The 21,315-nt window shown below is 62.9% G+C and carries 28 protein-coding genes and 2 tRNA genes; 15 read left to right on the top strand and 15 right to left on the bottom strand.

Features of this window, described 5'->3' with window-relative positions; all coding sequences use genetic code 11:
• The first annotated feature begins 34 nt into the window (after positions 1–34).
• The 3 genes from BDK88_RS00935 to BDK88_RS00925 all read left to right on the top strand — a co-directional run bounded on the left by BDK88_RS00935 (position 35) and on the right by BDK88_RS00925 (position 1,623).
• A complete protein-coding gene (locus BDK88_RS00935) occupies positions 35–679 on the top strand; it encodes a ribonuclease H family protein (protein ID WP_130498749.1) in 645 nt (214 codons plus the stop codon).
• An 84-nt stretch (positions 680–763) separates the two neighbouring features.
• Entirely contained in the window at positions 764–1,222 is a 459-nt protein-coding gene (locus BDK88_RS00930) for a DUF2240 family protein (protein WP_130498748.1), read from the top strand.
• 23 nt (positions 1,223–1,245) lie between these two features.
• Complete coding sequence (locus tag BDK88_RS00925; RefSeq protein WP_130498747.1) at positions 1,246–1,623, top strand: hypothetical protein; 378 nt, start codon at positions 1,246–1,248, stop codon at positions 1,621–1,623.
• A 123-nt stretch (positions 1,624–1,746) separates the two neighbouring features.
• Here BDK88_RS00925 and BDK88_RS00920 read toward each other — a convergent pair whose 3' ends face one another.
• The 5 genes from BDK88_RS00920 to BDK88_RS00900 all read right to left on the bottom strand — a co-directional run bounded on the left by BDK88_RS00920 (position 1,747) and on the right by BDK88_RS00900 (position 5,423).
• Positions 1,747–2,238 (bottom strand): hypothetical protein, encoded by a 492-nt coding sequence (locus BDK88_RS00920; protein WP_130498746.1) that lies wholly within the window; start codon positions 2,236–2,238, stop codon positions 1,747–1,749.
• 73 nt (positions 2,239–2,311) lie between these two features.
• The gene (locus BDK88_RS00915; RefSeq protein WP_130498745.1) at positions 2,312–2,971 is read right to left on the bottom strand and encodes an HAD family hydrolase; all 660 of its coding nucleotides are present in this window, start codon (positions 2,969–2,971) and stop codon (positions 2,312–2,314) included.
• A gap of 140 nt (positions 2,972–3,111) precedes the next feature.
• Entirely contained in the window at positions 3,112–4,440 is a 1,329-nt protein-coding gene (locus tag BDK88_RS00910; protein WP_130498744.1) for a cation:proton antiporter, read from the bottom strand.
• A gap of 34 nt (positions 4,441–4,474) precedes the next feature.
• Positions 4,475–4,969 (bottom strand): cation:proton antiporter regulatory subunit, encoded by a 495-nt coding sequence (locus tag BDK88_RS00905; protein WP_130498743.1) that lies wholly within the window; start codon positions 4,967–4,969, stop codon positions 4,475–4,477.
• Between the two features lie 85 nt (positions 4,970–5,054).
• Entirely contained in the window at positions 5,055–5,423 is a 369-nt protein-coding gene (locus BDK88_RS00900) for a methylglyoxal synthase (RefSeq protein WP_130498742.1), read from the bottom strand.
• Between the two features lie 131 nt (positions 5,424–5,554).
• Between BDK88_RS00900 and BDK88_RS00895 the strand changes: the two genes are divergently transcribed.
• From BDK88_RS00895 to BDK88_RS00885, 3 genes are all read left to right on the top strand, one after another.
• A complete protein-coding gene (locus tag BDK88_RS00895) occupies positions 5,555–5,800 on the top strand; it encodes a hypothetical protein (RefSeq protein WP_130498741.1) in 246 nt (81 codons plus the stop codon).
• A gap of 90 nt (positions 5,801–5,890) precedes the next feature.
• Positions 5,891–6,982, top strand: coding sequence for an AI-2E family transporter (locus BDK88_RS00890; protein ID WP_130498740.1), 1,092 nt, complete (start codon positions 5,891–5,893; stop codon positions 6,980–6,982).
• A gap of 98 nt (positions 6,983–7,080) precedes the next feature.
• Entirely contained in the window at positions 7,081–7,500 is a 420-nt protein-coding gene (locus BDK88_RS00885; RefSeq protein ID WP_130498739.1) for a VOC family protein, read from the top strand.
• Positions 7,501–7,620: 120 nt separating this feature from the next.
• Here BDK88_RS00885 and BDK88_RS00880 read toward each other — a convergent pair whose 3' ends face one another.
• Positions 7,621–7,887, bottom strand: coding sequence for a hypothetical protein (locus BDK88_RS00880; protein WP_130498738.1), 267 nt, complete (start codon positions 7,885–7,887; stop codon positions 7,621–7,623).
• A gap of 162 nt (positions 7,888–8,049) precedes the next feature.
• On the opposite strand from BDK88_RS00880, the gene pyrF reads away from it, so the two are divergent.
• Complete coding sequence (pyrF, locus tag BDK88_RS00875) at positions 8,050–8,850, top strand: orotidine-5'-phosphate decarboxylase (protein ID WP_130499757.1); 801 nt, start codon at positions 8,050–8,052, stop codon at positions 8,848–8,850.
• A gap of 101 nt (positions 8,851–8,951) precedes the next feature.
• Here the strand turns inward: pyrF and BDK88_RS00870 are convergent, their stop codons facing one another.
• The 3 genes from BDK88_RS00870 to BDK88_RS00860 all read right to left on the bottom strand — a co-directional run bounded on the left by BDK88_RS00870 (position 8,952) and on the right by BDK88_RS00860 (position 9,729).
• Complete coding sequence (locus tag BDK88_RS00870; protein WP_130498737.1) at positions 8,952–9,197, bottom strand: type II toxin-antitoxin system HicA family toxin; 246 nt, start codon at positions 9,195–9,197, stop codon at positions 8,952–8,954.
• Between the two features lie 62 nt (positions 9,198–9,259).
• Entirely contained in the window at positions 9,260–9,481 is a 222-nt protein-coding gene (locus BDK88_RS00865) for a type II toxin-antitoxin system HicB family antitoxin (protein ID WP_130498736.1), read from the bottom strand.
• A gap of 71 nt (positions 9,482–9,552) precedes the next feature.
• A complete protein-coding gene (locus BDK88_RS00860; protein WP_130498735.1) occupies positions 9,553–9,729 on the bottom strand; it encodes a zinc finger HIT domain-containing protein in 177 nt (58 codons plus the stop codon).
• Positions 9,730–9,871: 142 nt separating this feature from the next.
• Between BDK88_RS00860 and BDK88_RS00855 the strand changes: the two genes are divergently transcribed.
• The 5 genes from BDK88_RS00855 (at position 9,872) to BDK88_RS00835 (ending at position 15,456) form a co-directional block, all read left to right on the top strand.
• Positions 9,872–11,527 carry a GTPBP1 family GTP-binding protein gene (locus BDK88_RS00855; RefSeq protein ID WP_130498734.1) on the top strand — a complete coding sequence of 552 codons (1,656 nt, stop codon included), beginning with the start codon at positions 9,872–9,874 and terminating at the stop codon, positions 11,525–11,527.
• 235 nt (positions 11,528–11,762) lie between these two features.
• Positions 11,763–12,458 (top strand): TMEM165/GDT1 family protein, encoded by a 696-nt coding sequence (locus BDK88_RS00850; protein WP_130498733.1) that lies wholly within the window; start codon positions 11,763–11,765, stop codon positions 12,456–12,458.
• Positions 12,459–12,523: 65 nt separating this feature from the next.
• Complete coding sequence (proC, locus tag BDK88_RS00845) at positions 12,524–13,300, top strand: pyrroline-5-carboxylate reductase (RefSeq protein WP_130498732.1); 777 nt, start codon at positions 12,524–12,526, stop codon at positions 13,298–13,300.
• Positions 13,293–14,126, top strand: a complete 834-nt coding sequence (proB, locus tag BDK88_RS00840) for a glutamate 5-kinase (RefSeq protein ID WP_130498731.1) — start codon at positions 13,293–13,295, stop codon at positions 14,124–14,126. The genes proC and proB overlap by 8 nt, the downstream gene beginning before the upstream one ends.
• Positions 14,119–15,456 (top strand): glutamate-5-semialdehyde dehydrogenase, encoded by a 1,338-nt coding sequence (locus BDK88_RS00835; RefSeq protein WP_130498730.1) that lies wholly within the window; start codon positions 14,119–14,121, stop codon positions 15,454–15,456. Before proB ends, BDK88_RS00835 begins: the two co-directional genes overlap by 8 nt.
• 93 nt (positions 15,457–15,549) lie before the next feature.
• Here BDK88_RS00835 and mch read toward each other — a convergent pair whose 3' ends face one another.
• From mch to BDK88_RS00810, 4 genes are all read right to left on the bottom strand, one after another.
• Entirely contained in the window at positions 15,550–16,482 is a 933-nt protein-coding gene (gene mch / locus BDK88_RS00830) for a methenyltetrahydromethanopterin cyclohydrolase (RefSeq protein WP_130498729.1), read from the bottom strand.
• An 84-nt stretch (positions 16,483–16,566) separates the two neighbouring features.
• On the bottom strand, positions 16,567–16,776 hold the full coding sequence (locus BDK88_RS00825; protein ID WP_130498728.1) for a heavy-metal-associated domain-containing protein: 210 nt from the start codon (positions 16,774–16,776) through the stop codon (positions 16,567–16,569).
• Positions 16,777–16,940: 164 nt separating this feature from the next.
• Complete coding sequence (locus BDK88_RS00815; protein ID WP_130498726.1) at positions 16,941–17,255, bottom strand: MTH1187 family thiamine-binding protein; 315 nt, start codon at positions 17,253–17,255, stop codon at positions 16,941–16,943.
• A gap of 161 nt (positions 17,256–17,416) precedes the next feature.
• Positions 17,417–17,770, bottom strand: coding sequence for a HalOD1 output domain-containing protein (locus BDK88_RS00810; protein ID WP_130498725.1), 354 nt, complete (start codon positions 17,768–17,770; stop codon positions 17,417–17,419).
• 224 nt (positions 17,771–17,994) lie between these two features.
• Between BDK88_RS00810 and BDK88_RS00805 the strand changes: the two genes are divergently transcribed.
• Entirely contained in the window at positions 17,995–18,405 is a 411-nt protein-coding gene (locus BDK88_RS00805; RefSeq protein ID WP_130498724.1) for a DUF4112 domain-containing protein, read from the top strand.
• Between the two features lie 202 nt (positions 18,406–18,607).
• Here the strand turns inward: BDK88_RS00805 and BDK88_RS00800 are convergent.
• Positions 18,608–18,678, bottom strand: a tRNA-Gly gene (locus BDK88_RS00800).
• 363 nt (positions 18,679–19,041) lie between these two features.
• Positions 19,042–19,112: transfer RNA gene (locus tag BDK88_RS00795), tRNA-Gly, on the bottom strand.
• A 302-nt stretch (positions 19,113–19,414) separates the two neighbouring features.
• Between BDK88_RS00795 and BDK88_RS00790 the strand changes: the two genes are divergently transcribed.
• Together BDK88_RS00790 and BDK88_RS00785 are read left to right on the top strand one after the other, a co-directional pair.
• On the top strand, positions 19,415–20,290 hold the full coding sequence (locus BDK88_RS00790) for a putative RNA uridine N3 methyltransferase (protein ID WP_130498723.1): 876 nt from the start codon (positions 19,415–19,417) through the stop codon (positions 20,288–20,290).
• A gap of 4 nt (positions 20,291–20,294) precedes the next feature.
• Entirely contained in the window at positions 20,295–21,314 is a 1,020-nt protein-coding gene (locus tag BDK88_RS00785) for a 50S ribosomal protein L3 (protein WP_130498722.1), read from the top strand.
• Position 21,315: the final 1 nt, after the last annotated feature.

Here is a 21,315-nt window from a genome sequence, read left to right as displayed (position 1 = left end):
CATACCTAAGTGGTGGACCGACATACTCGGTTGTATGGCCGCTCACGGCCGGTCCGCACTGCGGGACCTGTTCGACGAGTCGCCCACGCCTCACATTGCCCATCCCCCTCGGACCCACCATCGTGATTTCTACGTCGCTACCGATGGGTCCTTCCGGGAATCGGGCGGTGGGCTGGGTGCTGTTATCGAAACGCGCGACGGCACCCGCGTCGCACGCGTCGCGACGACGGACACGCCGCCGGACAACAACGTCGCCGAGTATCGGGCGCTCCATCTCGGGCTCGACGTGCTCGCTGCGCGAGCACCACGAGACGCCGCCGTCGGCGTTCTTATCGACCACGACGCGCTCGCCAGCAACGTCAACAACGCCATCCTTGCGACCCAACACCCCGACGGAAAATCACCCCGCCCGATCTCCGTCCCGGCCGCGACCCGGTATCACTGGCGAGGCATTCAGGCCCGCCTCTGCGGGTTCGACGAGGTCCGGGCCGCTCGCATCGACAGCGATCAAAACCCCGCCCACCCGCTCGCGAACGCGCCCGAGCGGTACCGACACGTCAACCGGAAACCCGACCGGTGTGTCCTTCCCGAGACGCCGGAACCGACTGCTTCCACCGAGTTCCCACCGCCGTCTCGTGCCGACCGCAACGGCACCGGCGGCGGTCGTGCCTCGGACTAAGCCCGAGACGCAAGCCATGTGCCCGGCGACGGAGGCCGGCCCGAACCGTCATCGTTTTTTCACCGCTCGAGCAAGTCCTCTCCGATGAGTCTCCGCGTCGCGGTCGCCGCCCCGTTCATCCAGCACGGCACGCGTCGCCTCAAGGAAAACGAGTTCGTCGTCGCGCTCTCGCTCGACCGCGACTGGTTCTCTCCCGACCAATCGAAGCGACTGATCGATGTCGCAACGAAAGAGGGGCTACTCGAGCGAACCGACGACGGACTCGACGTGACGTTCGATCCCGCCGAGGTGACGGTCCCCGAGGAGTTTACGCCCGACGAGGATCTCCTTCGCGAGCGGTCGGCGTTCGAACGCGTCCTCGACTCGTTGGTCGCCGAGGGAATGGAAAAACACGAAGCCGTCGGCGAAATCAACACGCTTCAGGGGGAACTCGGCCTGACGATCGAGGCCGCCGCCGTCGTCTACGCCCGCCGCGAAGGCTTCGCGGTCGACGATCTCGTCCCGATCGCCCGCGCAGCCGTCCGCGACACCGAAGACAGTTAGTCCCGACGACCTGAGCCACGCGTATGGTCGAGGATCGGATCACCGATGGGAGACGGATCGCCGAACTGCTCTCGAGCGAACTCGACGGCCGCGAGGACGGCGACCTCGCAGCTGTTGCCGTGACCAACGCCGACCGCGATGTCGAGCCGACGGCCGAGGGCGCGCGTGCCTACGATGTCACTTGCACCGACGAGCGAATCGCCCGCGTCTTTATTCACGAGGACCGGGCACACCTCGAGTTCGAAGCGGGCCAAGATGTCGCGGCCGATGCCGCGTCGGACGTCGACCTCCGGGTACGACCGAAGGCGACGACACCCCCGCGAACGCTCGTTTTCGTCGAGAGCGGTGCGGAGGTCAAGCGAGCGACGGACGTGGTTCAGGCTGTGAGCCGATCGCTCTGAGCACGCTGGCGGGTAGAATCGGGTCGCCCAGCAGAACGCAGCGGCGTGCGTATTACCGTGGCATGAATGCCCTCGAATCGGTCAGTGCGGGTTTCCGCCGTTACATACCGTTCACGAACGTTCTCAGGCACAGTGCGTTGTCCACTGTTCTTGGAACCCATCCACGATCGTCACCTGCGCTCGCTGCCCTTCGCGTTCGCAGGTGATGACGTCACTGCCGATGATCGATTCATTGTCGCCCGCTTCAACGACGTATCCCCACGTATTACCCGGTTTCCACGCTTCAATCGTGGTTGTCGTGTCACCGGTCGGACGAACTGTAAGCTGGCGACTTCGGACCTCCTTTTCTGCCAGTGTTACGTTATAATACACGGCACCGCTCTGTAAGTCAGCAAGTCCGACGTATCTGCGGTCATCAGCTTTTGTTGTTGCTTGGAACGTCACGTCAGTCGGAGAGTCAGCGTTCGGGGCTGTAAAGACCGTGAGCTGATACCGTGTTTCGTCTTGATTTTCGACCGTTAGCGTCGGTGGTTCGTCGGGCGAGAGAACAGTCCATCCAACGAGGATGGTTGAGAGGACGATGAGGATGGTAAGGGATACTCGAGGGCGCAACATTGGTGGGGTATTTCATTTCAAAACATCTATTAAAAATCATATCGTTCCGTCACGACTCTCGCCGACCCGCCTCTCACTCGAGGTCTGCAACGAGTTCCGGAACCGCAGTCGCGACTTGCGCCTGCTCGACGTGTGCGACGGCGCGGGGATCGGGGTCGGGGCCGTCCTCGAGTATCACCTGTATCGCGGCCAGCCCGGCGTTGGTCGCACCCCGAACGTCGGCGTCGATCTCGTCGCCGACGTAGACCGCTTCGGCGGGCGCGACACGCAGTTCGTCAGTGATCGCCTCGAACGCACGGGGATCGGGTTTTCCGGCCTCGAGTTCGCCGGTGACGACGGCGGCGTCGAAGGCCTCCTCCCAGCCCAGCGTCTCGAGTTTGTCTCGCTGGGCGCGGACGGGGCCGTTCGTGAGCAGGCCGACCAGATACTCGCCGCGTAAGTCCGCGAGCATGGTTTCGACGCCGGGCAGCGGTTCGAGGGCGTCGGCGATCGTCTCGCGATACGCTGTCGCGACGGCGGCCGGGTCGGCGTCGCTGTCGGTGTTCTCGAGCAGGTCGGCGAAAATGGGTTCGCGTGTCTCGGTCGTGAGGTTCCGACGGTGGGCCGCGAGATACGCTTCACGCGACAGCGATGGCGCACCCGTGGTGGCTGTGGCCTCTTCGAGAAGGGTCGCCCGATCCCGCTGGGGAACGGCGAGCGTGTAATCGAGATCGAAGACGACCGCCTGTGGCATAGCCGTGTGAGGGGGCTCGAGCCGGTTGAAGCTTTCCGTTTTGGGGGGTCGGCGTCAGTCATACGGTCTGCTGTCCCGATGTCCCGGCGCACCCGCGACCCGTCATCGGGTGCGCCGGCACTGACTGACAGTAGTCCGTCTCAATCGTTTGCCCGACCAGTGTCGCCACGTCCCCGCTCGAGGAGCGAGACGACGATGGGTTCGAGCCGGCTCGAGTGCTGCATAAGCGACGTCCCGAGGACGCTCATGACGAGGACGTAGCCGACGGCGACGGCATAGATCGTCTCCGCTGTCTCGGTTGGTAGCCCGCTGCCGGCACCGGTAAGCGCGAGGCTCGCGATGATCAACGAGAACTCGCCGCGCGTGGCCATGCCGAGCCCGACACGCAGCGACCGACGGTCGTCGAGGTTGTAGATCCGCCCGCCGAGGTAGCCGCTGATGAGCTTCGTCGGCGTCGTCACGATCACCGCGGCGACGATGATCGCGACGACCGAGAGCGTAAACAGCCCCGGGTCGGTGACGAGCCCGATCCAGAAGAAAAAGATCGCCGCGAAGGCGTCCCGAAGCGGCTCGAGCAGTTGCTCTAAGTCGTGGACGTGATCGGTCCCGGAGAAGGCCATGCCGACGAAGAAGGCAGCGACGGCCTCGCTGACGCCCAGCGCGAGTGCGATGCCGGCGACGAGGATCGTCACGCCAAGCGCCCGGACGACGACGAACTCGTTGGTGTCAGCATCGAGAAAGTGCTGGAAGAAGTCAGTCCCGTACGTGACCAGCGCGAGCAGTGCGAGGATAACGCCGATCGCGAGCACGATCTGGCCCGCAGCCGCCCCGAGATCGCCGCTGCCGAGGACGAGTGCGGAGACGATCGCCAGGTAGACGGCGATAAATAGGTCCTCATAGACCAGCGTCCCCAGCATTGGTTCCGACTCGGCGTTGGCGATCCAGCCCAGATCAATGAGCGACTTCGTGATGATCGCGCTCGAGGAGATGTAGACGACGCCGGCGGTCAGCACGGCCGCGAGGACATCGCCGAAGACGAGGTAGCCGAACAGGAGTCCGATCCCGAAATTGAGAGCGAGGTCTATCGTGCCCGCCTTGCCGATCCGGTCCTTGCTCGCGAGTAGCCGATCCAGATTGAACTCCAGTCCCAGGAAGAACAACAGGAGGACGATCCCGATTTCCGCACCGACGACGACGAAGTCGGTATCGCTGAGTGCGACCCCGCCGAGTGCTGCCAGGAGGTCGACGCCAGCGACCGTCATCTCGGGGATGACGAGCGAGACACCGCCGACGGCGACCTCGCTGCCAGCGAGGTCGGGGAGTTTGCCGAGGACGTTCGATCCCAGCACCATCCCGGTGACGATGTACAGCGGGATGACGGACTGATTGATCCGATTCGCGGCGACGCCGGCGAGTGCAACCGCGGCAAAGAGCACACCCACGTCGACGAGTGCCGTCTCAGTTGCCACTAGCGATCACCTCCGACGAACACATCGGTTTCGATCACTCCTCGAGTTCGTCGCCGAGCAGCTCTTCGAACCGGGTACAGTCCTCGCTGTCGCCGATGACGACTACCGTATCATCAATCTCGAGGACCGTCTCCGGCGTCGGCGGTGAGATCAGTTCATCGCCACGCTGGATGGCGACGATCGAGACGCCCGTTCGATCGCGGATGTTCGATTCGGCGAGGCTCTGGCCGGCGATTTCAGCCGACGCCGTGACGGTGTACCACTCGAGGTAGGTCTCATCGGAGAGCATCGTCTCGACTGCATCGGCCTGGACTGGCTGGAAGTATGCCCCCTCCAGGATCGTGCCGATCTTCCGGGCGAGTCGATCCGAGACCTCGAACAGTTTGTCGCCGTCGGCGTCCGCGTCCGGTTTCAGGTAGACCTCCCGTTTCCCTGTATTATGTGTCACGATGACGAGTCGTTCGCTGCCGTCGAGTTCGACCTCGAATTTTTTCCCGACGCCGGGGAGGTCGCTCTCGTAGATGGTCATATCATAAAGAGCGGAACGTGTGGCCATAAATGGCATGACCCGGTCACCGGGTCACTCGTGGCCGGAAACCGGATGGGGACCGCCATTACTCAGCGAGTCCTTCGATGAGGAACGTCGCGGAGGCGAGGTTCGTCGCCAGCGCCGTATCCTGCACGTCACAGATCCGCAACAGCGCCGAGATATCCGGCTCGTGGGGCTGCGCTCGCAGCGGGTCGCGGAGGAAGACGACCCCATCGAGGTCCCCCGCTGCGACCTCGGCACCGATCATTAGGTCCCCGCCGTGCGGGCCGGACTCCATGCGCTCGATTTCGAGGTCAGTTTCCTCGAGCAGCCGTTTTCCCGTCGTTCCGGTCGCGATCAACTGGTACTCCCGAAGCTGTGACTCGTGGGTCTGTGCGAACTCGATGAGGTCCGGCTTCTTCCGATCGTGAGCGATCAGCGCGATGCGCGTCATACCGGCCCATCCACCCCGCCAAAAATAAGCGCTGGCTCCGGCAGGACTCTCGGCTCGAGCGGCCGCTCTCACCTATGATGAACCCCGTGGCGGGTCAGAACTCTTCAACGTGCGGCCGGAGGTCGACAGGGGTGTCCGAGATAGCGATCCAAACGAGCAACACGACCCGGGATAAGCCACTCCCTGACGACTGTCGGGCTGTGACCACCGTCACCGTCGCGACGGCGATTGCAGAACTCTCCGTCTCCGTCACCGTCGACGGCCCCACGGTCCGAACCGTCGAGCAGGTCGACACCGATGCGAGCGCTCCCAGCTCCCGAATCCGATCGAAGCAGACGGATGAGTGTCGGCAGTCTCGATACCGGACGCCAGCGTGACCCCTGTCCTAACACGACAGTTCCGGGGAGATCACACCGCATTGGTACTCAAGACGGACACTTTTGCCACCAAATCCCGTGAAACTGCGCATGGGTGTTTTGCGCGGCCGTGACGGTACGCGGCTCCTCTGGACCGGCCTTGGGCTAGTCATCGCGGTGCTGATCGGACTCGCCCTCTTTCGCTATGTCGGGACGCTGCTCTTTGCGATTTTCGTCTATTACGCGACGCGGCCACTCTACCGCTGGCTCGATCGCTATCTCGAGCATCCGAACGTGACCGCGACGGTCACGATACTGTTCGTCGTCATCCCGATGGTTGCCGTCATCGGCTATGCAGGCGTCGTCGCGCTCGGGGAACTCGACCGGCTGCTTGCCACGAGCAGCCTCGAGACGTATCGATCGGTCTTCCAGCCATATCTGCGATTGGCCCGAGAGGGACATATCGGCCGCCTGCGGGAGATGCTCGGGACCGGAATGGGTGGGTCGGTCGCGGGGACGCTGGCGCAGCGTTTGCCGAGTGCCGTCACTCGCCTCTCGTCGATCGCCGGTTTCGTCTTCTCGGTCCTCGCGCGATTCTTTCTCATGCTCACGTTCCTCTTTTATCTCCTGCGGGACGATCACAAGCTACGACACTGGTTCTACGACAGTGTCGACCACGACGAACGGATCGTCGAGTACACGACCGCGGTCGATGGTGACCTCGAGACGGTCTTCGTCAGCAATCTTGCGGTGATCGCGGTTGCGGCCGGCGTCGCCACCGCGACGTACGTCGGTCTCAACGTCTTCGCCTCGAGCGGGTCCGTCGTCGCAACGCCGGTGTTGCTCTCGTTGCTCATCGGGATCGGGACGCTGATCCCGGCGGTCGGAATGAAGATCGTCTACGTTCCGTACGGACTGCTCTTGCTGGGGCTTGCAGTGACGACGGCGACGCCACTCTGGCATCCGATTGCCTTCTTCGCCCTCACGTTCGTCGTCGTCGATACCATTCCCGACTTCTTCGCCCGGTCATTTCTGTCCGCACGAAGTGGCGTCCACATGGGGCTGGTTCTTCTGGGCTACTTTCTCGGGACGCTCGCGTTCGGCTGGTACGGCCTGTTTCTCGGCCCGATCGTCGTCGTCCTCGCGGTTCACTTTGCCGACAAAATCTTCCCCGACCTCGTGGACGACCTATTCGTGAGCTAATCGCGCCCCGTCCACGATCGGCCGTTCGTTGTCGCTCGAGACACGCCGCCATCGCGCAGACGAACGTTTTTCGTCGGTGCAGCGTCGATTCACGACGGATGACCGAACTCAGCGCACACCACGTCGGTATCACCGTCACCGATCTCGAGGAGACGCTCGCGTTCTACCGGGACGTGCTCGACCTCCCGGTTGCAACTCGGTTCAGCGTCGGCGGCGAGGCGTTTTCCGACGCTGTCGGGGTCGAGGGCGCAAGCGCCGACTTCGCCCACCTCGAGGCCGACGGCGTTCGGATCGAACTCGTCGAATACGACCCCGAAGGGGCGGACGTATCGGCGTCGGAGCTCAACCAATCGGGGGCGACACACATTGGCCTCTCGGTCGACGACCTCGAGTCGTTCGCCGCGTCACTTCCCGACGACGTGCCGACGATCAGCGGGCCACAGACCACCGAAAGCGGCACCACGCTCATGTTTCTGCGCGATCCAGAGGGGAACCTGATCGAAATCCTCGAGGCTTGATACGGACTCCTGTAAATCATTGCCGGTGCAACCGCGACCGTCCTGCGGTTACACCGGTACACAGTTACAACAGACCGTATGAACCGAGCGAGAACACACGCTCTAGCCGATTCGGCCACGTTACGGTCCTCGACAGGCCAACGTCGATCGCACTTCCTCGACATCGCCATCACACTGCGAACAGCTGCGTTTCTCGGCGGCGATGTAGACGATCCGACACCGCGAGCAGTGAAAGAGGTTCCCGACCGACTTCGAGACAGCATGTTCCGTTTCGCCGTCGTCTCGCGTCGTCTCAGTTCCCGTCGCGTCTCGGTCGTGCAGCAGTGCCGCCCGGAGCCGGCCGCGAAGACGACGTGAAGCCGCCGTCGCGTTCCGTCGGATTCCCATACAGTCGTCGACCAGAAGACGAATGAAATAGGCACTACCCAACATGTTTGGATGCCGGATGGGCGAACGCAGCATCCGCTGCCTCGCGGCAGCCATCGGTGCGGCCCGATCGACCGGGCCGTGGATAGCAACCTTTTCGACCATCCCGAAGCCAGTTCCGGCATGAACTTCTTCGACCGCCTGCACGACCGCATCCGAACGGTCGACAGCGTCGTCTCCGTCGGCCTCGATCCCGACCCGTCGCGCGTTCCCGACCATCTTCAGGATCACGACCTCCCTCGCTGGGCGTTTAACCGACGTATCATCGATGCGACCCACGAACACGCCGCCGTCTACAAGCCCAACGCAGCCTTCTACGAGGACCCCGACGGCTGGCGCGCACTCGAGGAGACGATCGCCTACGCCCACGGCAAGGACGTTCCTGTCCTGCTGGACGCCAAGCGAGCCGACATCGGGAACACGACCCGACAGTACGCCCAGATGCTCGAGACAGTCGACGCGATCACCGTCAACCCCTACATGGGTCGGGACTCGCTGCAGCCGTTTCTCGCCGACGAGGAGTCTGGCGTTTTCATCCTCTGTCGGACGTCGAACCCCGGCGGAGCCGACCTGCAAGATCTGACGCTCGAGACGGGCGAACCGCTCTACGAGCGCGTCGCCGCGCTCGCCGACCTCTGGAACGAAAACGACAATGTCGGGCTGGTCGTGGGTGCGACGAAACCGGACGAACTCGCGGAACTCCGCGAGCAGGTTCCCGACCTCCCCTTCCTCGTGCCCGGCATCGGGGCACAGGGTGGCGACGCCGAGGCGGCCGTCGAGTACGGGCTCGCAGACGGTGTCGGACTCGTCAACTCCTCGCGCGGAATTATCTTCGCGGGCGAAGATGATGGCAAAGACTTCGCCAGTGCCAGCGGTCAGGCTGCAAAGCGGCTCAAAAAGCGGCTCAACCAGTATCGAGAGTAAACACTAGTTCGTTTTATCCAATTCTTGGAACTGTGGCTCTTGAATGTAGTTTTCTAAAACTCCGATATCTGATTACAACATGTCTACACTTGATGGGTTACTCAAATCATCTCGTCCATCTCGTCGAGAAAAGCCTGAAAATCCTCCGCCCCGGCCTGTGTTGCGATGCTTCGGAGTGTCCCGGTCGCGAGTTCATCATGCAGCGGAACGATAACGTAGCGCGTCTCATCGGTATCTGGGTTGACGTATTGTAGTTTGACGTGGCTACCCGTCTGATCAACGCGGCGGAATCCCCAGTTTCCAAGGACCTGTATGATCTCTCGACCGGAATACGTTCCGCGTGTCACTCTATGCCAGCGTACTCGTGGTTGCGGTAAAAAGGAACCCTTTACGCGCGCGGGAAGGGGTCCTAAAACCAGGGTGCCGTTGACGGATCAGCCGTGTCTTCGTCGCTTTCTGGAACCGGCCGCTCGTGAAGTGAAAGTGCCTCGGCGAGGTTTTCCAGTGCTGCTACTTTCGTCTCACCTTGGCTGGCAATCCCACTTGATTCGTCAGTCGCGACGTACCACTGTCCCTCCTTGGTAACAGTAATGGTCTCGTCGGTCAACTCTCTGCGGGATTGCACGCCCATATATACTCACAGGACGACCGGCGTGAAATGTTTTCCGACAGCGTAACGGACACGGTCGGCTCGCTCAACACTCAAAACCGGTTAATATCCACGTCGTCGCGCTGTCCCGGCCGGGCCTGCCCAGCGCAGTCGGCACACAGCCCCAGCTCGTCGTCGTAGTGAATCTCGCAGACGAGCGTCCCGCAGTTGGGACACCGGTGCTGAGCGGGGCGCGATTCGCAGATTTGACAGAGGCCGCTGACGCTCATACGCCGAGAAACGCACTCGAGGTGCTTGAAACCGGGCCCGGCACGGGCGACCGACCGTCGATTCCCAGTTCGGTAGCCGCACTGTGTCATATAGTGCCAATCTACGGGAAGCCTTTTGCCATGTGGCCAACTACCAGGGGATATGAGCCGTGACCGGGCTCTCCTCGAGCGAGCCCTGGACCGTGGCGAACAGGACGGTGGCAACGTCGAATTCAAGGAACGACTGTCACGAGACGTCCACCTCGAGGGTGGACGACGGGAGAGTCTGGCCGCGCAACTGCGACATCGTTTGCTATCCGGCGACGGTGAGGCGACCTACGTGGTCGGCGTCACCGACGACGGCGGTCTCGCTGGCATCGATCCTGACACCTTCTCCGAGACGATGGACGTCCTCTCATTGCTGGCCGAAGAGGCCGACGCACACATCGAAGACGTCCAGACGTGGGGGATCAATGGGGTTTCGGACTCGCTCGAGTCCGACGCAGATCGGACATCGAAGACGGCCGAGCGTGGTCTGGTCGGCGTCGCGAAGGTACGAGAAGGCGGTGTCCTCGAGACGGACGACGAACACGTCGTCGTCGGGACGGCGGGCCACGTCGACCACGGGAAGAGCACGCTCGTGGGCTCGCTCGTGACGGGCAAAGCCGACGATGGCGACGGAGCGACGCGTGCGTTCCTCGACGTTCAGCCCCACGAGGTCGAGCGTGGTCTCTCGGCTGACCTGTCGTATGCCGTCTACGGCTTCGACGACGAGGGGCCGGTCCGGGTGCGGAACCCGAATCGCAAGGCAGACCGCGCCGAAGTCGTTCAGGTGGCCGATCGGCTCGTCTCCTTTGTCGACACCGTCGGCCACGAGCCGTGGCTCCGAACAACGATTCGCGGGCTCGTCGGCCAGAAACTCGACTACGGCCTGCTGGTCGTCGCCGCTGACGATGGCCCAACGCGGACGACGCGTGAACACCTCGGCGTGTTGCTCGCAACCGAGCTTCCGACGATCGTCGCGATCACGAAAACCGACGCCGTCGATGCCGAGCGCGTCGAGGAGGTCGAACGCGAGGTCGAACGACTCCTCCGTGACGTCGATAAGTCGCCGCTGCGGGTCAGCCGCCACGGCGTCGACGCCGCCGTCGAGGAAATCAGCGACCGCGTCGTCCCCATCGTCGAGACCAGCGCGATCACGATGGACGGCCTCGAGACGCTCGACGAACTGTTCGACCGGCTCCCCAAGACATCCCAGGATACCGGCGAGTTCCGGATGTACGTCGACCGCAGCTACTCGGTGACCGGCGTCGGTGCGGTCGCTTCGGGCACCATAATGGCCGGTGAAGTCGAAGCCGGCGACGAACTCCTGATCGGTCCCATGCCTGACGGCCGCTTTCAGGAGGTCGAGGTCCGTTCGATCGAGATGCACTACCACCGGGTCGATCAGGCACAGGCGGGCCGAATCGTCGGCATCGCGCTGAAAGGGATCAAAGAAAGCGCCATCGAGCGCGGCATGGTCCTGTTGCCTCGGGATGCCGACCCTGACCCAGTCCGAGAGTTCGAAGCCGAAGTGATGGTACTCAACCATCCCACCCGCATCGGCGAGGGCTACGAACCGGTGGTCCACCTCGAGACGATCGGCGAAGCTGCCGTCTTCCACCCCGAGAACGGTCGCCTCCTGCCGGGAGATACAGGCACGACCACCGTCGAGTTCAAGTTCCGTCCGTATCTCGTCGAGGCGGGTCAGAAGTTCGTCTTCCGCGAGGGTCGCAGCAAGGGCGTCGGCACGGTCACTGACGTCTCGCCGATGGAGTGACCGCCGGTATCGAGTTGGGTCGCCGCCCCTGTGAGTTCGCGTCGATCGATCGCGCCATATTTTGCTCCGTAAACCGTATACATTAGACGAGACTAAACCAGACCATGACTGGCGGCATCAGCGATATTATTGACTATCCGCCGTTGCGGTTGCTCGATCACTCGAGCGATCGAACAGCGGTCGCTCGGTCCGTCCGACGATGTGAACGACTGCGCGCTCTCACTTCGTTCGAGCCATGACCGGCTGGCTCGAGATCCTCGTCGTCGCGTTCGTCCTCCAGCTGTCGGTGCTGCCTGGCGAGAAGGTGCAGTTCATTATCGCTGGGCTCTCGACACAGTACGACCCACGGATCGTCGTCGCCGCTGCAGGGAGCGCCTTTGCCGGGTGGACGGCCCTCGAGATCCTCTTCGGTGCGGCGATCAGGGGCGTACTGCCGCCGATCTACCTCGATGCGATCACGGCAGGGCTGTTCCTGCTCTTTGCGGTGTTGCTCATCAGGTCGGCACCCGAGACGAGCACTCAGTCAGTCGTGACCAACGGCGGGACGGTGATGGGCGACGTACTGGACATCTCGCTTTTCGGGTACGATATCCCGCCGTATCTCCGCGGGTTCGTCCCGATCTTCGCGCTGATGGCCGTCGGGGAGTTCGGTGACAAGACCCAACTTGTCACGATCGGACTCGCGGTCAAGTACGGTGCCAACCCCGCGATCTGGGCCGGCGAGATGCTTGCGATCATTCCCGTGAGCGCAATTAATGCGTACTTCTTCCACCGGTTCTCGCATCGTTTCGATGCTCGGCTGGCCCACTTCGCCGGCGCGGCGCTGTTTCTCTTCTTTGGACTCGACACGGTCTTGCAGATCCTGACCGGGTTCTCGATCTGGGAGACGATCGTCGACGGGATCGCGACCGTGATTCTCGGTCTCGTCTAACCCGCCCCGCGGGCAGAACGAAACCAAAGTTGGTATGTCCGTCTCGGTTCCTGGGCTAGGGTAAGATGGTACAGACGAGCGTTATCGGTTGTGGTAACATGGGGAGCGCCCTGATCACGGGCCTCCATCGGTCGGGAAATCACACGGTGACCGCGTGTGACCTCGATCCCGACGCACTCGAGGCGGTCGCCGACTACGTCGACCACACGACGACGGACGTCGCCGAGGCGGCCGAAGCCGACGTTGTCGTCGTCGCAGTGAAACCTGACATCGTCGGCGCGGTTCTGGACGATCTCGAGCTCTCGCCCGAGCAGACGCTGGTCTCTATCGCTGCGGGCGTCTCCACCGACTACGTCGGCGCGCGAACCGACGCGAACGTCGTCCGGATCATGCCAAATCTCGCGGCCGAAACCGGAAACATGGCTGCGGCCATCACCGGCGACGACGTTCCTGACGAGGTCCGGACGCTGCTCGACGACGTCGGCGAGTTCGCCGAGGTCGACGAGAGTCAGATGGACATCGCGACCGCCGTCAACGGAAGCGGCCCCGCCTTCGTCTTCTATCTCATTCAGGCGATGAAAGAGGCTGGCATCGACGGCGGGCTCGAGCCTGACGACGCCGAGACGCTGGCCGCCCAGACGTTCAAGGGCGCTGCTGAGACGGTTCTCCGGTCGGACGAGGACCTCGATGACCTGATCGACGCCGTCTGCTCACCCAACGGGACGACCATCGAAGGGATGGAGGTCCTCTGGGACAGCACCGCCAAGGAAGATGTCGCCGCGGCGGTGAACGCGGCCGAAGAACGCTCTGCGGAACTCGCAGCGGAGTTCAGCGATGAGTAGCGAACTCGAGGACGCGGCCATCGACGAGACACGACAACTCGCAGCCGACGCTGATCGCGTGATCGTCAAGGCCGGGACGAACTCGCTGACCGACGACGAGTCGAACCTCGACATCGAGAAGCTCGACAAACTTGTCGACGACCTCGAAGACCTCCTCTCGCGTGACAAGGATGTCATCCTCGTCTCCTCTGGTGCAGTCGGTGCCGGGACGGGCCGAATCGAACCGTCCAGCGGGACTGTCGAGGAATCGCAGGCGCTGTCGACCGTCGGCCAGAGCCACCTCATGCACCACTACACCGAGAGCTTCGGGCGCTACGATCGGAAGGTCGCGCAGTTGCTTCTGACCCAGCACGACCTCGAGAACCCCGAGCGCTTTACGAATCTCCGGAACACGATCGAGACGCTGCTGGATTGGGGCGTCGTCCCGATCATCAACGAGAACGACGCGGTCGCGACCGAGGAGATCCGCATCGGCGACAACGACATGCTCTCGTCGGCGGCGGCGATCGGCGTCGACGCCGACCTGCTGGTCACGCTAACTGACGTCGGCGGCGTCTACACCGGGAACCCGAAAGAAGACGACGACGCCGAGCGCATCGAGGCCGTCGGAACCAACTACGACACGGTGCAGGATATCATCTCCGAGACCACCTCTGCGGGATTCGGCGGCATTCAGACCAAAGTCGAAGGCGCACGCGATGTCAGCGAACACGGCATCCCAGCGGTCATCGCGAAGTCCACCGAACCCGACGTCCTCGAGAAGATCGCTACTGCCAAACCCGTGGGAACCATATTCATCCCCATCAACGGTGTGAGCGATGACTGAGACCGATATCGAACACGATGTCGAAGAGGCACAGACCGCGGCTCTAGAGCTCGCGAAGCTCTCCGACGAGGACCGCAGCGCGGCACTCCACGAGATCGCCGACGCACTCGAGGCCCGAACCGACGCGATCCTCACGGAAAACGAGAAAGACATCGACGAAGGCGAGCGGCTGCTCGAGGAAGGCGAGTACACGCAGGCGCTCGTCGACCGGCTGAAACTCTCCGAATCCAAGATCGAGGACATCGCCGAGATGGTCCGCAGCGTCGCCGGGCAGGACGACCCGCTTGGCAAGACGCTCTCGGCCCGCGAACTCGACGACGATCTCGAACTCTACAAGGTCGCCGTGCCGATCGGCGTCGTCGGAACCGTCTTCGAGTCCCGACCTGACGCGCTCGTCCAGATCGCTGCGCTCGGTCTGAAATCAGGCAACGCCGTGATCCTGAAAGGCGGCAGCGAGGCGCTGCACTCCAACCGGATCCTCTTCGAGATCATCGAGGAGGCTGCCGCCGAAGCGGGCATCCCCGACGGCTGGGCCCAGCACATCGAGGCTCGCGAGGACGTCACTGCCTTGCTCGAGATGGATGACGCGATCGACCTGCTGATGCCCCGGGGCAGCTCCGAGTTCGTCAGCTACATCCAAGACAACACGAGCATCCCCGTGCTCGGCCACACGGAGGGGATCTGCCACGTCTACGTCGACGACGCGGCCGACCTCTCGATGGCCGAGGACATCGCCTACGACGCTAAGGTCCAGTATCCTGCCGTCTGTAACGCCGTCGAGACGCTACTGGTCCACGAAGACGTCGCCGACGAGTTCCTGCCGGCGATCGCCGACCGCTACGAGACGGCTGACGTCGAGATCCGCGGCGACGAAGCTACCAGCGAGATCATCGACGCTGAGGCGGCGACTGACGACGACTGGGACACCGAGTACGGCGACCTCATCGTCTCGATCAAAGTCGTCGACTCGCTTACGGCCGCGATCGACCACATCACGGTCCACAGCTCGAAACACACCGAGTCGATCGTGACCGACGACACAGACCGCGCAAGCACATTCATGCGCAGCCTCGACTCCGCAAGCGTCTTCCACAACGCCTCGACCCGTTTCGCCGATGGCTACCGCTACGGGCTCGGTGCCGAAGTCGGCATCAGCACGGGCAAAATCCACGCCCGCGGCCCCGTCGGCCTCGAGGGACTGACGACCTACAAGTACCACCTCGAGGGCGACGGCCAGCTCGTGGCCACCTACGCCGGCGAGGACGCGAAACCGTTCACCCACGAAGCGGTCGACAGCGAGTGGACGCCTGGCCGGCTCTCTGACGAGTAGAATTCGCCGTTTTCGTCTCGATTCTTCGCTTGGATTCCGCGCCCACGCGGGCGCGGAGTCATCATATCTTCTGTGTTGACGACCTCGAGCGCCTCAGAGATCGAAGGAGTCGACGAGGAGCTGCTCGTCCGTCTCGCCGTAGACGTACGTCGGCCCGCCGAGCACGTCGATCGTCACCGTTGCGGGCGCGAAGAGATCCGAGGGCACTTCCTCGAACTCCCAGTCGAGGTCGTCGAAGACCTCGCCAAACGGGCGGCCGTGATCCTCGGCGGCGGTCGACGGCACCGAGTCGAAGAAATCAGCGTCCTCCCGGACGGTAAGATGGGCACGCCCACCGTAGGCGATCGCGTCGTTCGTCCGCGCGATGGCCGTCCGTTCGTCGCTCGCAATGGGTGCAACCGGGGCGCGACCGGTCGCCGAGACGATGTCGAGGGGATCGTAGCCCAGTTCGGCGAGCCGGAAGGTGGCGAGTTCAGCGGTGCGGGCGGCGTTCGTGATACTGCCGGCGAGGCTGGCGGTTCGGTACGCGAGCAGGAAGACGCTACTCGTCTCGACCTCGGCGAGGTCGGCGACCTGCTCGGCCGCGGCCTCGGTCGGCTCGAGTTCGGTCTCAACGGCCAGCGCCGTCAGATCGAACGCATCGGTGTAGCCGACGCGGCGGAACTCCTCTTCTTCGGCTACGAGCGCCCGCGCAGGCCCGCTTCCAAGCCCCTCGAAATCCTCGGTTGTCAGCTCCCAGCCGGCCTTCTGGGAGCACAACAGCGAGAGTGCGGGCTGGTCGGTCGACAGTTCCACGTAGGGGATCGAAGCGTCGCCGAGTTCGCCCAGTTCGTAGCTCGGCGTCGCCATCCCCGCCGTCTGAATCTCGGTCAGTAACAGTCCGGCTTCGATCCCGCCGTCGAACTCGAGGCCGAAGTCGAGTACCGTCGCGTCGTTCGCGAGGTCGTAGCCGCCGATATTCAGCTCCTCGGCGTAGTCGAGGGCCTCGTCGACCAGCTCGATCGCCATCCGATTGAGACTTTCCATGCGACGGGCTTCAGCCTCCGTGGTAAAACCGTTTGTCAGTCCGGACTGCTGGCGGCATACCCGATGCGGTGCTGTCGCGGCTCGCTACTCGTCGACGCTGTACCCTGCATTCTCGACCGTCTTCGCCAGCGCCGTCGCGTCGACCGTCGACGCGTCGTGTTCGACTCGTATCTCGTCGAGTTCGTGGTCCGTGCGGGCAGACACGACTCCCTCGAGAGACTCGAGTGCGGTCGTCACGGTTCGTTCGTTGTCGGCACCGGACAGATCCCTGACTGTGAGCGTCGTCTGTTCCATATCTGACCCAGTCGCTCTGCTGGGTTGCGTGTTGAGCCGTCTGTTCCAAGCACCCGCCGGTGTGCGTTGTTCATACGGTCTGCTGTACCGATTTACCGGTGCAACCGCAGGACAGGTCGCGGTTGCACCGGAAATGACTGACAGCAGACCGTACAGTCAGAGGGTCACTCTTTCCGGGTCCGGGCTGGCCGACCGAGCTGGTCTTCGACGACCGTGACCTTCTCCGCAGCGTCGATATCACGCGTCCGCTTATCGTCGATCTTTAAGACTGTGCTCACGCGGTCGGCATCGACCGCATCGTGGGCCGCCTGTGCGGCCGCGAAGAGTTCGTCCGTCGTCTCGGCTTCGATCACCGTCCCCATCGGGTTCGTCTCGTAGCTGACGTCGTAATCCTCGAGTGCGTCGACCGCCTTCGCGACCTCGCCGGCCATACTGTCTTCGATTACCGGTGCAACGCTCAGGAGCGCGACTACCGTCATACGACCGAGCAACGATCGATGGCTCCCTAAATCCGTGCAATCCGGCGGTTTTCTCTGAGGGAGGGCTGGCCGGGAGCGCGCACCGAGCGACCGCGGCGCTAACAAGATGGACGGTTTCGAAAAACGATCAGCGCGGTTGCGTATGGATACCCGACCCGCGGTCAGGCTCTCGTCGGCGTTCGAGGCGTCCCCGTCGGTGGATAGATGATCACGTCACCGTTCGCGTAAACGTACACCTCGTGTTCGAGCGCGGTGAACGCGACGTGGCCACCCGTCCGCTCGGTGCCGTCCGATTTCGTGGCGAAGATGCGCTCGAGTGCGTCCGGGTCGACGCTATCGTACAGGGAGAACTCTCCCTGCGAGACGTCGGTGTCCGCGATCGACGCCAGCGCGTGGACGATCGTCGTGGTGATCGTCGCCGTCCCGTCGGTGTCGTGGTGGAAGACGTAGCGGTCATTGGGCTGGTCGTACTGGAGGTCGGTCATGCCGTCCGCAGGTGAGAAGTCCGTCTGCATTGCTAGATCTGATCGTTCAATCGTGCACTGTTGAGTACCCTCTCATAGTATAAAAGTCACTCGCAGCCGTTAACAGTACGCAAACGTGATATACACCCCTGTCTGAATGCTGTGCGTGAGGGTCACGTGGTGTCTCTCGAGCACACCAGAATGCTGACGCGACGGCTGTCGCCGCTTGCCACGGCCACCCCTGACTTTATCGACAAACAGGCCCAATCGAGGGTATGGCATCCGACACAGCAGCCGCCCTCAGCACGGACCTCGAGACACTCGAGGACGATCTCCCCGCCACGGTCGACGATGGCGCGATCGAGCGCATGCGCTTCGTCGCGCACACACTCGACGAGGGAATTCGAGTCCCGGGAACGGACGCTCGAGTCGGCCTCGATCCGATCGTCGGCATCCTCCCGGGAGCTGGCGATACCGCGGCCGCGGTCGTCTCGCTGTATCTCGTCGTCGAAGCTGCTCGTATGGGGGTCTCTCGATCGACGCTCCTTCGCATGCTTGCGAACGTCGGTGTCGACGCCGTGGTCGGCTCCGTCCCCGTTCTCGGTGTGCTCTTTGACTCGGTCTGGAAGGCTAACGCGTGGAACCTCGAATTGGCGCTCGAGGACCTCGCTGCGGAACACAACTAGCCGGAACGGCGCTTAGACACCAGCTACGCTCTCGAGTATTCGTTGAGACACACGGTTCAGCGGGGATTTGAATCAACGACCAGGCGTGCTCGCTCCGCTCGCGGAATATCAGTCTGCTTCACATCCGAAAACTGCGTTCCTGAATTCACCGCGTACTTGCGATGCGCTATCGCGGTCGCTCGTGGGATTGAATTCAGAGAAATGCGCTGGCTGGGATTTGAACCCAGGTTGTGACCATGGCAAGGTCACGTGATACCACTACACTACCAGCGCCCTCGACTGGCCTCGGTCAGCCAGGTTATCTCGAGTGCAAATAGACAATTGTGCCATACCTATTTATAACTGACGAACATCGAAACAGAACGTTCGCTAACAAATCAATCAGGCATATGAGGGTATCCGGTGGCTCGAAGTTACTGAGCGATACTCAATTTCTCTCGCGCCCGCGAGTCGATCAAAATGATCGTTTGGAGAAGTCCGTTCGGAGACGTACGCTGGCTGGGATTTGAACCACGTCCAGACGTGCTCGTTTCACTGCGCGCGTCTGGCCTCATTCAAATCCAGAGCGATTTTCTGAATTCAGTGTGTGCTCGCGACACGCTACCGCGATCGCTCGCGGGATTGAATTCAGAGAAATGCGCTGGCTGGGATTTGAACCCAGGTTGTGACCATGGCAAGGTCACGTGATACCACTACACTACCAGCGCCCTGCTGCACTCATACCTACTGCAGGATAGATGTATAAGGGTTGCGAATCTGCCGTCCTTCGGCATGGTTCGACATGCCGATTTTTGATCGCGAAGCAGCGACACTCTCCCAGGAGCCGGTAATATGATCCGCATTCGACAGTGGCCGTTTGCGACCAGTTGCCGAACGTGAGTGTGTTCCCGTTCGGCACGAATTCGCGGGTGTGAGCGGTTGTCAGCCGGAATCGAATCCGCTATTCTTTTAAGACCCTCTCCGCAATACATCGCTACAGTCTAGTGACGCGGTGCCGAAGCGTCTCGGCATGACCATCAGCGTACTCGTGCCGTCGTCGCTCAGCCGGGAAGCCGAGGACAAACGCGAGGCAACTCGCAAACTCGGATACGTCGCCCGCGCGGCGACGATCTTCCGGGCCGATCGCCTCATCGTCTATCCCGATCGGGACGGCGAAACGGGGCAATTCGACGGCGGGTTCGTTGCGACCGTCTTACGGTACGCCGCAACGCCCCCATACCTCCGCAACGAGGTCTGGGGAATGCGGGACGAACTGGAGTACGTTGGGGTCTTGCCGCCGCTCCGCGCGGTGTCACAGACCGGCTCCGAATCGAACGGTTCGGGGTCGTCAAGACAAGGGATCGTGACCGAGGTCGGACCTGAAGGGCGCGTCCGGGTCAATTGCGGACTGCAACACCCGATCTCCCTCAACACGCCTCCTGACATGGAGGTCGAGGAGGGAGAGCGCGTAACCGTCAGGATCTCTTCGCGACGACCGGTCCGGGCGAAGCTCGTCGACGAACCCCTTCCGGGGCTTTCGATCGAGCAGACGGACCTTTCGGCAGCACTCGGCCGTGAGGACGCTGGCGTCTGTATTGCCGCCTCCCGATTCGGTGAAGAACTCACCGTCGGGCGGCTCGAGACGCTGGCCGGCCGCGTCGAGGGCGACGGGATGACCGTCGCCTTCGGCGCGCCCGAACGAGGGTTGCCGGATATCCTCGGAATCGAGGCATCCGCTGTCGGGGCTGTCCAGGAGACAGCCACGGACGGGGATGACGGAGTCGAACCCACTGCCGATCCGGGGTTCGACCTCTGGCTAAACACGGTTCCGAACCAGGGAAGCGAGGTCGTGCGAACGGAGGAGGCTCTGTTCGCCACCCTCGCTCCCCTCTCACTCAGAGAGTGATTGCATGCCACAAGCAAATAGACCACGCAAAGGCTCACTCGGGTTCGGCCCACGAAAGCGTGCGACCAGCGAGGTCCCACGGTTCAATTCGTGGCCGGACGACGACGGACAGCCGACGCTGCAGGGGTTCGCGGGCTACAAGGCCGGCATGACCCACGTCGTCATGGTCGACGATAAATCGAATTCGCCGACCGAAGGGATGGAACAGACCGTCCCTGTGACGATCGTGGAGACGCCGCCGATGCGCGCCGTGTCCCTGCGAGCGTACGAAGACACGCCGTACGGTATGAAGCCACTGACCGAGGTCTGGACCGACGAGTTCGTCCCCGAACTCGATCGCGTCCTGGACCTTCCCGGTGACGATTACGACGCCGACGCCGCCACGGACGAGCTCCGTGGCCTCCACGAGGAGGGCCGCGTCGACGACGTTCGCGTCATCACCCACACGGTACCGTCGGAGGTTCCCTCGGTACCCAAGAAGAAACCGGACGTGATGGAAACGCGCGTCGGCGGCGGCTCCGTCGACGAACGCGTCGACTTCGCCCTCGAACTGCTCGAGGACGGCGGCGAACACGTGATGAACGACGTGTTCCGCGCCGGCGAGTACGTCGACGCAAGCGGCGTCACGAAAGGGAAAGGGACCCAGGGTCCCGTCAAGCGATGGGGCGTCCAGAAACGCAAGGGCAAACACGCCCGGCAGGGCTGGCGTCGCCGCATCGGCAACCTCGGCCCCTGGAACCCATCTCGCGTCCGCTCGACGGTCCCCCAGCAGGGGCAGACCGGCTACCACCAGCGGACGGAACTGAACAAGCGCCTCGTCGACATCGGCGATGGCGCAGACGCGACGGTCGACGGCGGCTTCGTCAACTACGGCGAAGTCGACGGCCCGCACGCGTTGATCAAGGGCTCGCTGCCCGGGCCACAGCAGCGCCTCGTGCGCTTCCGCCCGGCGATCCGACCCGGAGACCAGCCGCGCCTCGACCCCGAGGTGCGCTACGTCTCCACCGCATCCAACCAGGGATAAC

Origin of the sequence: Natrinema hispanicum (assembly GCF_004217335.1) — an archaeon.
GTDB lineage: Archaea > Halobacteriota > Halobacteria > Halobacteriales > Natrialbaceae > Natrinema > Natrinema hispanicum.
This window is presented reverse-complemented; position numbering and strand designations above follow the sequence as displayed.